General features: G+C 35.4%; 12 protein-coding genes, 3 tRNA genes and 1 rRNA gene. 12 read left to right on the plus strand and 4 right to left on the minus strand.

All coding sequences use genetic code 11. The features are described 5' to 3' along the window. The first annotated feature begins 1 nt into the window (after position 1). From rrf to ACYIAL_RS11025, 4 genes are all read left to right on the plus strand, one after another. Positions 2 to 117: ribosomal RNA gene (rrf, locus tag ACYIAL_RS11010) — 5S ribosomal RNA — on the plus strand. Positions 118 to 150: 33 nt separating this feature from the next. Further along, positions 151 to 227 (plus strand) — tRNA-Asp (locus tag ACYIAL_RS11015). Positions 228 to 238: 11 nt separating this feature from the next. Further along, positions 239 to 314, plus strand: a tRNA-Trp gene (locus ACYIAL_RS11020). 132 nt (positions 315 to 446) lie between these two features. Further along, positions 447 to 785, plus strand: a complete 339-nt coding sequence (locus tag ACYIAL_RS11025; protein ID WP_160430397.1) for a MaoP family protein — start codon at positions 447 to 449, stop codon at positions 783 to 785. A gap of 5 nt (positions 786 to 790) precedes the next feature. Here ACYIAL_RS11025 and ACYIAL_RS11030 read toward each other — a convergent pair whose 3' ends face one another. The 3 genes from ACYIAL_RS11030 to znuC form a co-directional block, all read right to left on the minus strand. Beyond that, entirely contained in the window at positions 791 to 2,314 is a 1,524-nt protein-coding gene (locus ACYIAL_RS11030) for a YifB family Mg chelatase-like AAA ATPase (protein WP_483751700.1), read from the minus strand. A gap of 124 nt (positions 2,315 to 2,438) precedes the next feature. Continuing rightward, positions 2,439 to 3,239: a zinc ABC transporter permease subunit ZnuB gene (gene znuB, locus ACYIAL_RS11035; RefSeq protein ID WP_160430399.1), complete on the minus strand. Its 801-nt coding sequence runs from the start codon at positions 3,237 to 3,239 to the stop codon at positions 2,439 to 2,441. Next, positions 3,232 to 4,014, minus strand: coding sequence for a zinc ABC transporter ATP-binding protein ZnuC (gene znuC / locus ACYIAL_RS11040; protein WP_483751701.1), 783 nt, complete (start codon positions 4,012 to 4,014; stop codon positions 3,232 to 3,234). Before znuC ends, znuB begins: the two co-directional genes overlap by 8 nt. Positions 4,015 to 4,106: 92 nt before the next feature. Here znuC and znuA point away from each other — a divergent pair, with 92 nt between their 5' ends. The 8 genes from znuA to ACYIAL_RS11080 all read left to right on the plus strand — a co-directional run bounded on the left by znuA (position 4,107) and on the right by ACYIAL_RS11080 (position 13,099). Next, the gene (znuA, locus tag ACYIAL_RS11045) at positions 4,107 to 5,069 is read left to right on the plus strand and encodes a zinc ABC transporter substrate-binding protein ZnuA (RefSeq protein ID WP_483751702.1); all 963 of its coding nucleotides are present in this window, start codon (positions 4,107 to 4,109) and stop codon (positions 5,067 to 5,069) included. 28 nt (positions 5,070 to 5,097) lie between these two features. Next, a complete protein-coding gene (mepM, locus tag ACYIAL_RS11050; protein ID WP_160430401.1) occupies positions 5,098 to 6,447 on the plus strand; it encodes a murein DD-endopeptidase MepM in 1,350 nt (449 codons plus the stop codon). Positions 6,448 to 6,577: 130 nt separating this feature from the next. Continuing rightward, a complete protein-coding gene (mrcB, locus tag ACYIAL_RS11055; RefSeq protein ID WP_202115342.1) occupies positions 6,578 to 8,911 on the plus strand; it encodes a bifunctional glycosyl transferase/transpeptidase in 2,334 nt (777 codons plus the stop codon). Positions 8,912 to 8,922: 11 nt separating this feature from the next. Next, positions 8,923 to 9,732, plus strand: coding sequence for a bifunctional DNA-formamidopyrimidine glycosylase/DNA-(apurinic or apyrimidinic site) lyase (mutM, locus tag ACYIAL_RS11060; protein ID WP_483751703.1), 810 nt, complete (start codon positions 8,923 to 8,925; stop codon positions 9,730 to 9,732). A 408-nt stretch (positions 9,733 to 10,140) separates the two neighbouring features. Further along, complete coding sequence (tolB, locus tag ACYIAL_RS11065) at positions 10,141 to 11,436, plus strand: Tol-Pal system beta propeller repeat protein TolB (RefSeq protein WP_483751718.1); 1,296 nt, start codon at positions 10,141 to 10,143, stop codon at positions 11,434 to 11,436. A 168-nt stretch (positions 11,437 to 11,604) separates the two neighbouring features. Beyond that, positions 11,605 to 12,084 (plus strand): peptidoglycan-associated lipoprotein Pal, encoded by a 480-nt coding sequence (gene pal / locus ACYIAL_RS11070; protein WP_483751704.1) that lies wholly within the window; start codon positions 11,605 to 11,607, stop codon positions 12,082 to 12,084. Between the two features lie 67 nt (positions 12,085 to 12,151). Then, the gene (gene ybgF, locus ACYIAL_RS11075; RefSeq protein ID WP_483751705.1) at positions 12,152 to 12,892 is read left to right on the plus strand and encodes a tol-pal system protein YbgF; all 741 of its coding nucleotides are present in this window, start codon (positions 12,152 to 12,154) and stop codon (positions 12,890 to 12,892) included. A gap of 131 nt (positions 12,893 to 13,023) precedes the next feature. Then, positions 13,024 to 13,099, plus strand: a tRNA-Lys gene (locus tag ACYIAL_RS11080). Between the two features lie 126 nt (positions 13,100 to 13,225). Here ACYIAL_RS11080 and pepT read toward each other — a convergent pair. After that, on the minus strand, positions 13,226 to 14,461 hold the full coding sequence (gene pepT / locus ACYIAL_RS11085) for a peptidase T (RefSeq protein WP_483751706.1): 1,236 nt from the start codon (positions 14,459 to 14,461) through the stop codon (positions 13,226 to 13,228). Positions 14,462 to 14,480: the final 19 nt, after the last annotated feature.

Genomic DNA, 14,480 nt, shown 5'->3' on the forward strand with positions numbered 1-14,480 from the left:
GTCTGGCGGTAATAGCGCGGTGGTCCCACCTGACCCCATGCCGAACTCAGAAGTGAAACGCCGTAGTGCCGATGGTAGTGTGGGTATTACCCATGTGAGAGTAGGGGGCCGCCAGACTTTTAAATTTTATATATACACACCAAATTCGGTGGAGCGGTAGTTCAGTTGGTTAGAATACCTGCCTGTCACGCAGGGGGTCGCGGGTTCGAGCCCCGTCCGTTCCGCCACCTTTATTTTTAGGGGCGTAGTTCAATTGGTAGAGCACCGGTCTCCAAAACCGGGTGTTGGGAGTTCGAGACTCTCCGCCCCTGCCAAAAAATGATAACTTGTTCTAATTTTAGTCACTTGATTATTTTCATCTATATAAATAAAAAAATTTTGTTTACAGATTAACTTAGTTAATTATAATTCTCGCCCAAACACTTTTACAATCTAGAGGATAGAACATGGCTGAGAGTTTTGTAAGTCAACAACGCTTTTTTGATAATAAAAATTATCCAAGAGGTTTTTCCCGACACGGGGATTTTACTATTAAAGAAGCTTTGATTTTAGAAAAGCATGGTTGTGCTTTTAAAGATCTTGATGCAGAAACCAGAAATCCTACTACTGCGGAAGAAAGATCATTTGTAGCTGTTTGCAAAGGTAAAAAAGAACCATCTACAGATTTTGAAAAAACGTGGCTGAAATATCTTTCTCGTATAAATAAACCAAAAAGGTTTCATACATTATCTGGTGGAAAACCGCAAGTTGATGTGAGTGATGATTTTGTAGATAGTGATGACTAATTCTTTTAACCAATATTTTTGTGTAATTGAATTAGTAATCGATCCATAGAACGATAACTCAATGCTTCTGAAATGTGTTTTCGTTCTATATTTTCTGACAAATCTAAATCAGCAATTGTGCGTGATACTTTCAATATTCGATGCCATGCCCGAGCAGAGAGTCCCAATTTTATCAGTGCCTGCTCTAAATATTCATTATTTTCATTTGATAGCTGACAATAGCATTGAATTTCATTTGTACTTAACTGACTATTTAATTTATTATTTCTTTTAAACTGAATATTTCTTGCCTGTAAAACTCGTTGTTTTATTGTTTCAGTTGATTCTGAGGGAGTAGTTATTTTACTCAGTGTACCTTTCGGTAGTAAAGGCACCTCAATAGAAATATCAAACCTATCAAGAAAAGGTCCTGAAAGTCGATTTAAATAGCGTATAGTTTGTTGTGGTGTCGTTCTATTATGTGTTCCTTGATAATGCCCTGTTGGACTTGGATTCATAGCTGCTATTAATTGAAACTTAGCAGGAAATTTTATTTTTGCGTTTGCTCTCGAAATGATAATTTCACCCGATTCAATCGGTTCTCTCAATGCGTCTAATACCTTTCGATTAAATTCAGGTAATTCATCTAAAAATAATACTCCATTATGTGCTAGTGAAATTTCTCCTGGTTTGGGAATTGTTCCACCGCCAACTAGTGCTGCGGTTGATGCGCTATGGTGAGGTGATCTAAAAGGTCTTTTCCGCCAGTTTTTAATTGAGCCATTTGGGCTAACTAAACTGGTAATTGCTGCACTTTCAAGTGCCTCGTCATCTGACAGTTGAGGTAATAAGGATGTTAAACGAGTTGCTAACATCGTTTTCCCTGTGCCTGGAGGTCCAATTAATAATAAATTGTGACCTCCTGCTGCCGCAATTTCTAATGCTCTTTTGGCATGTTCCTGTCCTATTACGTCTTGTAGACTAGCTGAGCTATTATCAACATCATGATATTCACGATATTGTACTGTCGGTAAATCAATTTCTTTGGATAAATACTGACATAACTCTAATAAATTATTAGTAATTAATGTATTGTTTTGATGAATCAAAGATATCTCAGATTGGTTTTCAGCAGAAATTATTAAGGTACGATTCTTCTTTTGGGAAGAAATAGCAGCAGGAATCGCCCCTTTTACTGCTCTAATATTTCCTGATAACGCTAATTCACCTAGAAATTCATAATGTAATAAATTTTCTGTTGGAATTTGTTCTGTTGCGGCAAGAATGGCAATCGCTATTGGTAAATCAAAGCGGCTTCCTTCTTTGGGTAGATCTGCTGGAGATAAATTTACCGTTATTTTTTTAGCTGGAAAGGTAAAACCGCTATTAATAATGGCACTTCTAACTCGATCTTTGGCCTCTTTAACTGTTGCTTCAGGTAGACCAACTAAGACAAAGCCTGGCAAGCCATTACTAATGTGAACTTCTACGTTTATTAAGGGGGCTTGTATTCCAATAGATGCTCGCGTATAAATAATTGCTAGTGACATAGTTTCTAATTATTAATATGGTGAATTTGTATTGTAATAATATTAGAAAATATCAAGCAACTCATTAAAGCCATTTTATTAATGGGATGTGACACGCAATAAATAATACGGTTTTGCAATGATTTCAATTCTTTTTATTTAAAATGATTTTTGAAATAAATAATGATATAAAAAATAGACAAGTGTTACTTAATACTATTGAGGGACCTGTTGGGGTGTCGTAAATAAATGAAAACATCAACCCAGTAATAACTGATAACATACCGATTATTATTGCAACTAATGCCATTGTTTCGGGGGTTCTTGAATAATATTTGGCTGTTGCGGCAGGAATAATAAGCAAAGAAGTTATAATCAGGGCTCCGACAAATTTCATCGATAGACCTATTGTTAACGCTAATAGTAGCGTCAAAAGTAATTTTGTGATCTGTACATTAATTCCATGGCTAAAAGCTAATTCTTCACTCACAGTAATGAATAAAATGTTATTCCATTGCCAAAATAATAAAGCACCAATAAATGCTACACAAATAATAATTTGATAAAGATCTGAATATGTTACTGATAACAGATCACCAAATAAGTATCCCATTAAATCAATACGAATATTGCTCATTAAACTGATTACTACCAAGCCAAGCGATAATGCACTATGAGCTAAAATACCAAGTAAAGTATCAATGGGAAGTTGTTTTTGAGCTTCTAACCAAATTAATCCTAAGGCGAGTAAAAGAGTTATAAAAATGACAGCATAAAATAAATTGATATTCAGTAAAAATCCAAATGCGATACCAAGTAAAGCAGCATGTGATAACGTATCACCAAAATAGGACATCCTACGCCAAACAACGAAAGTACCTAACGGTCCTGTTATACTAGTTAAGCATAATCCAGCTAATAAAGATGGTAATAGTAACTCAATCATTATTTTTCCTTTCATGGCTAGGTAAAACAATTACCTTATTTTGTTTAATAGGGGATTTGCAACAATCATGTTGGTGATTGTGATGGTGTTTATAGACAGCGATTTGTGATGCCCCATGTTGACCAAAAAGAGAAATAAATTCTGGGTCATTAGAAACAATTGCTGGCGTACCAGAGCAACAGATATGATGATTTAAACAGATTACTTCATCTGTTTTTGCCATGACTAAATGAAGATCATGAGAAACCATTAAGACACCGCAATTAAACTGATTTTTAGCATCTGCGATTAAATCATATAATAGTACCTGACCATTGACATCTACGCCTTGAGTTGGTTCATCAAGAATCAATAATTGAGGTTTCTTTGCTAAGGCTTGAGCTAGTAAAACACGCTGTAATTCACCACCCGATAATTGATGCATCGATGTGTTGATTAAATATTCAGCTTTAACCATAGATAATATGTTAAAAATATCTTCGTTATTTAAATGTTTATTTAAGCTTATAAAACGTTTAACAGTAATAGGTAGAGTTGAATTTAAGTTTATTGATTGTGGCACATAGCCAATTGTTAAATTGGGTGAACGCTTGATTGTTCCTGAAGTGTTCGGAATTAATCCCAAAATGACTTTTACTAAGGTCGATTTACCTGCACCATTAGGACCTAATAATGTAATAATTTGATTCAGATGTATTTTTAATGAAACGTCATATAATATTTTTCGATGCTCAATTTCCACCGAAACATTATCAAGCGAAATTAGTGGTGTCATATTGTCAAAAGCCTTGCCCATAAATATGTTATGTTATATTATAACAATAATTAGTTCTATTCTATCATACTTTATAAATATAGGATAATGGTGTGAAAAAATATATTTTATTAAATTGTAAACGATTAGTCTCTTTTTTAAAAATACTTGTTTCATTAGTATTTATCCAAAGCATTACTAATTATGCTAACGCGAAAATTGTTTCATCTGTAAAACCGATAGGGTTTATCGCGCAAGCCATTGCTTCAGGAGTGACCGATACTGATATTTTACTTCCTGATGGCGCCTCTCCCCATACCTATAATTTAAAGCCATCTGATTTGGCTAAACTAAAGTCAGCTGAACTTGTGATTTGGGTTGGTGAAGATATGGAAGTTTTTATGCCTACAATCCTAAAAAGTATTGATAATCAAAATCAAATTGAATTAATGACAATACCCGAGATTAAAGTGTTACTACGAACTAGTCATGATGATCATGAGCATGAGCATGAAGAACATCATTCTGCTGATATTACAGCTCAAGATCACCATGGTGAATATGATGAGCATATTTGGCTTTCACCTAACATTGCTAAGATTATTGCGCAGTCAATCCATGATAGGCTTATTACACTATATCCAGATAAAAGTGTATTGATTGATGAAAATTTGCGCGAATTCAACATTAAGCTCGCAGAAATAGAACAAAACATTGCAAAAAAACTCATTACCGTACAAAATAGAGGGTATTTTGTGTTTCATGATGCATATGGGTATTTTGAGGCACGGTTTGGATTAAAAAAACTAGGTAGTTTTACTATAAATCCAGCAGTTCAACCCGGTGTTCAAAAGGTTTATGCTATTCAACAAGAGCTCAAAGAACACAAAGCAGTATGCGTATTTCGTGAGCCACAGTTTAGCCCTGCAGTTATTGAAAAATTAGTGGATGGAACAGATGTTCGAATTGGAGAATTAAATCCATTAGGAACAGGTATTGCTCTTTCCAAAGATGCATATTCACAATTTTTATTAAAATTAACACAGCAACTGTTGGATTGTTTAGATAGAAACTAATTTTAATAATAAATAGTTAAGGTTAATTTTGGCAAGACAAATAAAATCTCCTGATATTGAAAAAAATAATTTTAAAACTCCCTATTTTTCAATATTAGGTGTTCTTTTTATTGTTATTTTATTTACTGCTTTGTGGCGTCCACTCAATTTGGATCGAACGGTTTATGTTCCTTTAACTCCTCAAGTTGAAATTACTGTAAATAATAATTCCCACTCTCTTGCTGATGATGGCAGAGTTGAGATGGTAAATGGAAAAACGGCTACAGTTGCTGAATCATCAGATGTTCCTGAAGATGAGATCGTTAAAGATGAATTAGATGATATCGTTGATGATAAAGATAACTCAGTGCAATATACTATTGTGCGCGGCGATACTCTACATGATATTTTAATTCGCTATAATGTTAATCGAAATGATATTTATCAGTTAACGACTAAATTTAAACAACTCGCAAATTTAAGAATAGGCCAACAAATTAGCTGGACGACTGATGATAACCATAATTTGCAAACTTTTAGTTGGACAATATCAAGTAATAATATTCGAATCTATGAAAAATCGGGCGATAAATTTGTAGAAAGTTCTGAAACAGCTGAAGTAGTACCACAAGATATTGTTATAAAAGGTGATATTAAAACTAATTTTGTTGCTGATGCTCGCAAAAGTGGTCTAACCAGTAATGAAATTGGTATTATTACCCGCGCTTTACAATGGCGTTTGGATTTTCGACGATTACAAGTTGGTGACAAATTTTCAGTTGTTTTAACACGAGAAATGCATGGCAAAACTTTATCCAATAGCCAGTTGCTAGGTGTCCGTGTTAAAAATGGAACAAAAGACTATTATGCTATTTTAGCTGATGATGGTAAATATTATGACATCAACGGTAGCAGTTTATCCCAAAGCTTTTTCCGTTATCCTTTAGCAAAAAAAGCGCGTGTTTCATCTGGATTTAATCCGCGTCGTTTGCATCCAGTTACGGGACAAATAGCCCCTCATAATGGTGTTGATTTTGCGGTATCGCGTGGCACACCTGTATTATCCGTTGGTAATGGTGAAGTCGTCATTGCAAAGTATAGCGGTTCAGCAGGTAACTATATTGCTATCCGGCATGGTCGTCAGTATATGACTACTTATATGCACTTGGATAAAATTTTAGTCAAACCAGGGCAACAAGTTAAGCAAGGCGATAAAATTGGACTATCAGGAAACACAGGACGTTCCACGGGACCTCATTTGCACTTTGAATTACATATTAATAATAAGCCTGTTAATCCGTTAACTGCAAGCTTACCTATTTCGGAAGGATTAACAGGTAAGTCGAAAAAGGCGTTTCTGGCAAAAGTTAAAAGTGTTGGATCCCAGCTCAATTTTTAAATTTATGCATTTGTTTTATACTTAAACACCTACTTACCTGAAACTTTTTTACAAAAAGAAGAGCGAGGTATCCTTAAAAAATTATGTTATCATAAGTTAATTTTATTGAATAATAAATGTTAGGTGCAGTTTGAACACATCAACTAAAACAGCAAAAAAACGATCTTCTAAAAAGCCTAAAAAAAATACAAAGCCTACACTTTGGCGACGATTCTTAACATTATTATTTAAGTTATTTCTTGTATTTGCTGCTGTGGCTATTATTTATGGTGTCTATCTCGATCAACAAATCAAAGAGCGGATTGATGGGAATGTGTGGGAATTGCCCGCTGCAGTTTATGGGCAAATTATTGATCTTGAGCCTGATAGTGAATATAGCTTAAATGATGTGATTACTATGTTAGTTGGTGCACAATATCGTCAGCAAGAGACGAAAGCTACCCGCCCAGGTGAATTTATTGTAAGACATGAGGCGATCGAAGTTTATCGTCGGCCTTTTACTTTTCCTGATGGTGAAGAGCAAGCGTTTAGAGTAAGAATCACTTTTTATGAAAATCGTATCGAACGTATTACTAATCTAGATACAGGACGTGATTTTGGATTGCTTAAGATTGATCCTAAATTAATTACCATGATGCATTCTCCAAATGGCGAACAGCGGTTATTTGTGCCATTAAAAGAATTCCCTGATTCATTGTTACAAACATTGGTAGCAACAGAAGATAAACGTTTTTACCATCATCATGGTGTAAGTTTATATTCTATTGGTCGCGCTATTTTTGTTAATTTAACAACAGGTCGTACTGAAGGTGGCAGTACACTAACTCAGCAAACGGTCAAAAATCTTTTTCTAACTAATGAACGTAGTTTAAGCCGAAAAATACGTGAGGCATATATGGCGTTGATTTTGGATGGTCGTTATAGCAAGGAGCGTATTTTAGAACTTTATTTAAATGAAGTATATTTTGGACAAGCGGGTAGTGAAGAGATCCATGGTTTTCCATTAGCTAGTCTTTACTATTTTGGTCGTCCAGTTAATGAACTTACATTGGATCAGCAAGCAGTGCTGGTTGGTATGGTAAAAGGAGCTTCGCTATATAATCCTTGGACACAGCCAAAGCAAGTTATCGAACGTCGTAATGTGGTTTTAAAACTCGCTCAGCAGCAAGGTATTATTGATGATGAGCTGTATACTTTATTAAGTCAGCGCCCACTAACAGTTCTACCTAAAGGTGGTGTGATTTCACCACAACCAGCATTTATGCAAGTTGTGCGCAGCGAACTTCGAAAACAATTAGGTGATAAAGCAGATCATTTGTCTGGTATGAAGATTTTTACTACCTTTGATCCTGTTGCTCAATCCGCTGCGGAGCAAGCGGTCACTAACGAAATTGAGAAACTGCGTACATCAACCAATAAAGAATTACAAACAGCAATGGTGATTGTCAGTCGCGAGACTGGGGAAATTCGCGCAATTATTGGTAGCGCAGAGCCGCGTTATCCGGGTTATAATCGTGCTTGGTTAACTCAGCGAGCAATTGGTTCATTAGCTAAACCGTCAACTTATCTAACTGCACTTGGGCAACCCGAGCATTACCAACTTAATACTTGGCTTAACGATAATCCTTTATCGATTAAGCTTGATGGCGGGGGGTATTGGGAACCGAAAAACTATGATCGTAAATTCCGCGATCGTGTTATGTTGGTCGACGCCCTAGCGCTTTCACTCAATGTACCTACTGTTAATTTAGGTATGGCATTGGGGCTTGATGCCACAAAGAATACTTTACAAGCGTTGGGCATACCCGCAGAGCGTATACCTAATTTACCATCAAGGTTACTTGGTGCTTTAGAATTAACACCATTAGAAACTGCACAGATGTTTCAAACGATAGCTAATAATGGTCAACGTTCTCCACTTTCTATTTTAAGATATGTATTGACGGATAAAGGTGAGCTTGTTTATCAACGCTATCCACAACAGCTTCAGGCAGTATCTCAACAATCGGCTTATTTAACTACTTATGCTATGCAACAAGTGGTTAATTCTGGGACATCTCGTTCATTAAAAGCTAAATACGGTTCGTTTAATTTAGCCGCTAAGACAGGTACAAGTAATGATTCTCGTGATAGCTGGTTTACAGGGATTGACGGTAAAAATGTTGCTGTTATTTGGATTGGTTTAGATGATCATTCTCCAATGAAATTGACAGGTGCAACGGGTGCTTTAAAAATTTATAGTGAATATTTACAAAATAATCCACCAAAGAAATTAGTATTACAACAACCTCAAAATATTTTTATGGTACCTATTGATAGCGATGGGCGGTGGCAATGTAATGGAAGTGGCATTCGATCTTTACCTGTATGGACGATTAATCCTCAGAGCTTATGCTCTGGCAATAACCAGTCAGTGCCTGCTCAGCAAGCGCCAACTTGGGTTACAGACCTATTGAATAATTAGGAGAGAAGAATATGCCTGAATTACCGGAAGTTGAAACAAGTCGCCGAGGCATCTTACCGTATTTAAAGGGACAAACTATAGATAAAATTATTGTTCGACAATCTAAATTACGCTGGCCAGTTGATAGGGCTATAAGTAATGCTCATGGACAAGTGATTTTAGATATAAAACGGCGTGCAAAATATTTATTATTACAGTTATCTAATAATTGGATCGTGATTCATCTAGGCATGTCAGGTAGCTTACGTATTTTACAAAATCGCCAAAAAGCAGAAAAACACGATCATATCGATCTTGTCTTAAGTAATGGTGTCATATTACGTTATACCGATCCTAGGCGTTTTGGGTCTTGGCTTTGGGCAAATTCATTAGACGAAATATCTCAATTACAACATTTAGGACCAGAGCCTTTAAGTAATGAATTTTCAGCGGAATATCTATTCGAAAAAGCCCGAAATCGACAAGTTGCCATTAAAAGCTGGATTATGGATAATCATATTGTGGTTGGAGTCGGTAATATTTACGCTTCTGAATCGTTATTTATGGCAAAAATCAATCCCAATCGTAAAGTAAAAGATTTACAATTAAATGAATTGGAAAGGTTGGTTGCTTCCATAAAACAGGTTCTTACCAAATCAATTGAACAAGGCGGAACAACACTAAAGGATTTCCTTCAGTCTGATGGCAAACCTGGATATTTTGCACAAGAGCTACAAGTTTATGGGCGCAAAGATGAACCGTGCATAATTTGTGGAATAGAAATAAAATCACAAAAAATAGGACAGCGTAATACTTTTTATTGTGAAAATTGCCAAAAATAATGGCATCTTTTTAAGCAAAATTATCGCTTTCTTATGGGCACCACCAAAATTGTATATCTTTTGATATATTCGTTCTTTTTCATGTATAAAAATATCTTTTCAAACTCTTTAAACCTTATTTAAATAGGATTAGTATAGATACTTGAAATAGAATAATTTTTTATTATTACTTTGAGTATTTTATATAGTAAAGGCATTATTATTACACAAATCTTTTTATTTTAAAGACTATGGACTTGTTACTTGATATCGGCTATCTTTCTCGCTATAAAATTGTTTATGTTTTGTAAAGTTTAGTATGTGGAGCTAGTTAACGGCAATACATTAATTTTCAAAAATTTTTTCTGTTTTTCGGTTTATGTTTAATTTAACTCAATGTTTCTTGCTTTTATTAAGGAATTTAAGATGATCAAATTCGCTTCTCGCTTTTTGACAACTTGCTTTATTTTATTTTTTACCACGATGGCTAATTCTGAGGTCAGAATTATCATTACCGATGGAGTGAGTTCTGCTAAACCAATCGCTGTTGCTCCATTTAAATGGACTGGTGGTGGAGAGCCGCCACAAATTATTGAAGATATTATTGCTTCTGATTTGCGTAACAGCGGTAAGTTCAATCCTATTGACGTTAATCAAATGCCTCAAAAACCAACCACTGCTTCAGAGGTTACTCCTGCGGTATGGAACAATCTTGGTGTTTCAGCTGTTGTAGTTGGTTCAATTCAACCTGATGCATCTGGAAAATACCTTATAAATTATCAATTAGTTGATACAGTCAACCGTCCTGGTACCGTTCTGGCACAAAACCAATTTTCTATTGAAAAACGCTGGATTCGTTATGCGGCACATACTGCTAGTGATGAAATCTTTGAATCACTAACGGGTATTAAAGGTGCATTTAGAACGCGAATTGCTTATGTTGTTAAAACAACCAAAGGACCTTTTTCGCATGAATTAAGAGTGTCTGATTATGATGGTTATGATCAAACCACTGTTCATCGCTCTAAAGAGCCGTTAATGTCTCCTACTTGGTCACCTGATGGTAAAAAATTGGCTTATGTGACTTTTGAAGGCGGTCATTCTGCATTGGTTTTAAAAACATTAGAGAGCGGTGCTGTTCAAACAATTGCATCTTTTCCTCAACATAATGGCGCTCCGGCATTTTCTCCTGATGGTAGTAAATTAGCTTTTGCTTTATCTAAAGGGGGAAGCTTAAATTTATATATGATGGAGTTAAGTAGCAAAAAAATCACGCAAATTACTTCTAGTCGTAGTAATGATACAGAACCATCTTGGATGCCGGATAATCAAACTATTGTTTACACGTCTGACCAAGCGGGTCGTCCTCAATTATATAGTATCAACATCAATACGGGGGAATCACAGAGAGTAACTTGGGATAATACGCAAAATCAAAATGCTCGAGTGTCACCTGATGGTTCTTTTATTGCTATGATCTCAACTAATAATCGTGAACAACATATTACTCGATATGATATGGATACAAAAACTTATCAACGTCTAACAGATACTTTTTTAGATGAAACGCCAAGTATTGCGCCAAACGGTACTATGATCATTTATAGTTCATCACAAGGATTAGGTACCATTTTGAATCTTGTTTCTACCGATGGTAATTTTAAAGCAAGGTTACCTGCAACCGATGGGCAAGTAAAATTCCCTGCATGGTCACCATATTTATAAGAAGAGCCTAGCATTTATACAATATTGCGATGATTAAAATTGTGTTAAGTATAAGGGCGTTATAATATATACGTCTAATCTTTCAGGTTGGTAACAAGTGTTACTTTGAAGTTGGTTAGATGTATAATATATAAGTAATAATTTATTTAAACAAAAGGAGTTAATACAATGCAATTTTCTAAATTTTTTAAAGTAGCCGCGGTTGCTTTACCATTAATCGCTGTAACTGCATGTTCGTCTAATAGCAGCCACAACGAGAGTGGTAATTTAAACGGTACTTTATCAAAAGAAGCTTTAGAGCAACTTCAAAAATTACAACAAATCAATACAGTATATTTTGATTTTGATAAATACAATGTTAAATCTGAGTATGAAACTTTATTAAATGCGCACGCTGTATTTATTCGTTCAACTAACCTAAAAGTTGTTATCGAAGGTCATGCTGATGAACGTGGTACTCCAGAATATAACATCGCCTTAGGTGAACGTCGTGCTGCAGCAGTTAAGTCATACTTACAAAGTAATGGTGCATCTGCAAGCCAAATGGAAATCGTTTCTTATGGTAAAGAAAAACCAGCTGTATTAGGTCATGATGAAGCGACTTATGCTAAAAACCGTCGCGCTGTAGTAACCTATGCTGGATATTAATTGCATTTTATAACGGCTGATTATTCAGCCGTTTTTTATTTTCTAAGTTCACGACGAGTCAAATAATATGCATAAAAAAATACTGACATTGTTCTTATTTCTTTTATTCACTGGTTACGGTTGTGCTGCGGGTAGCTCTGATATCGATCGAACCATTCAAGCCCAAGGGCAGTTGTTGATTCAAAACCAACAAAAAATTAGCGATTTACAAGCTGATGTAGATACCCTTCGTGGTCAGTTAGAAGAAACAAAATATCAACTTAATCAAATAATTGAACGTCAAAAAATGATTTTTCAGCAAATGGCTAATGGTTCTGGATTTTCATCGAATTCTAATTCTGACTCACAAGAAAATAGTTCAACACCATCTTCTGACTCGACCTCATCAAGATCTTCTTCGTCAGATTTATCAGGATGGGGGACTTCAGGTGATGATAAAGCCGATTATAATTTTATAATGCAGTTTGTTAATGATGGTAAACAAAATAATGAGGCTATTGCCGCATTTCAAAAGTATTTAAAAACCTACCCAAAGTCTAAGTACCGAGCTAATGTTAATTATTGGCTTGGTCAACTTTCATATAGACAAAACAGAAAAGACGATGCTTCATTTTATTACGCAACCGTCGTAAAAGATTTTCCATCATCTCCGAAAGCTGCTGATAGCCTTTATAAAGTAGGATTGATTTTACTTGATAAAGGGGATGCGAAAAAAGCTAAAACTGTTTTCCAACAAGTGGTAAATAAATACCCAAAAGATAAGAATATAGTTGATCGTGCGAATAAAAAATTAGCATCGCTAAAGTGAAGTGTATAAATAACCAGCTATTGCATGAAAATGACAATAAAAGGGTTGCGTAGCCTTACAATTATAAGTATTATACCAACCCGAAATCGCTTGTAGCTTTAAGTATTAAATGTAAAGTGGTTTTGTCAAATGGGTCGTTAGCTCAGTCGGTAGAGCAGCGGACTTTTAATCCGTTGGTCGAGCGTTCGAATCGCTCACGACCCACCATTTATCTCATAAATCTTCAATACTTCATTTTTGGTTAGACCTTTTCAATGTTTACATTGTCAACAGAATAAATTCTTATATTTATCAGTATGCTCAAAAGGGAGATATCCCCCCCTCTTTTTTATATTATTTATCTTTGGCGGCTAATTCGATAATTTTCATCGTTACTTCAAAAGATTTAAGAAATGATGATAATGGTAAAAACTCAAAGCACGAATGAAAGTTATGTGCACCAGTAAAGTAATTGGGTGTGGTAAGGCCTCTAGCAGAAAGTGCTGAACCATCCGTTCCCCCCCGCATAGCGATCGTATTTGGCTGAATCTTGAGTTGCTCAAATGATTGATAAATTAAATCAATACTGCGGCGATCATTACCTAAATGGTTAGCTATATTGCTATAAATATCGGTAATTTTACACTCAATTTTAGCCCTTGGATATTTTTGGCTAATAAAGCTCACCACTTCTTGGATATAAGCTTTACGTGCTTCATATTTAGCGAAATCAAAGTCACGAATACTCATTTTTAATGTTGTGGTACTTTGATTGCCAACAATATCATTAAACCAAAAATAACCCTCTTTACCTTCGGTATGTTCAGGTGTTTCGAAACTATCAAAACAGTTAATAATATCATTAGCTACACAGATAGGGTTGATTAAAACATTTTTTGCCGACATTGGATGAGCAGATACGCCTGTAATCTCAATGGTTGCAGAGCCAGCATTGAAAGTTTCATAAACGACTTCACCTAGTTCACAACAATCGATTGTATAAGCGAAATCGGGTTTAAAGCGATTTAAATCAAGTTTCTTAGCACCATTTAAACCTACTTCTTCATCAGGTACAAATGCCACATAAATATCGCCATGTGTAAGATTTTTTTGTTGTAATTGATCTAACATGGTCATTACAATGGCAATGGCGGCTTTATTATCAGCCCCAAGAACACTTGTACCATCCGTCACAATCAATTCATCATTAAGGTACTTATTCAATTCGGGATGTTCATCAACTTTAAACCAGATATTTTTATCTTTATTCAACAGGATATCTTGACCGGTAAAGGTCACTCTCTGTGGGTTAATTTTATTTGATAAGGCAACATCGACCGTATCAAGATGGGCAACATAACCAATTTTCGGTGCATTTGGATTATTGCCTGGTAGTTTAGCTGTTACAATACTATGCTCATCAAGGTGAACATCTTGTAGATTAAGCTTGATCAACTCTTGTTTGAGTAATTTGGCTAATTCTGTTTGCCCTGGGGTTGATGGGACATGCGCACATCCAAGAGCACTTTGACTTGGAATACTGACATAACGTAAAAAACGCTCAACTAATTGTTCGGTAATATTCATCATACTTTGACTCCTTATGGTG

The organism is Gilliamella sp. X-57 (assembly GCF_057063565.1).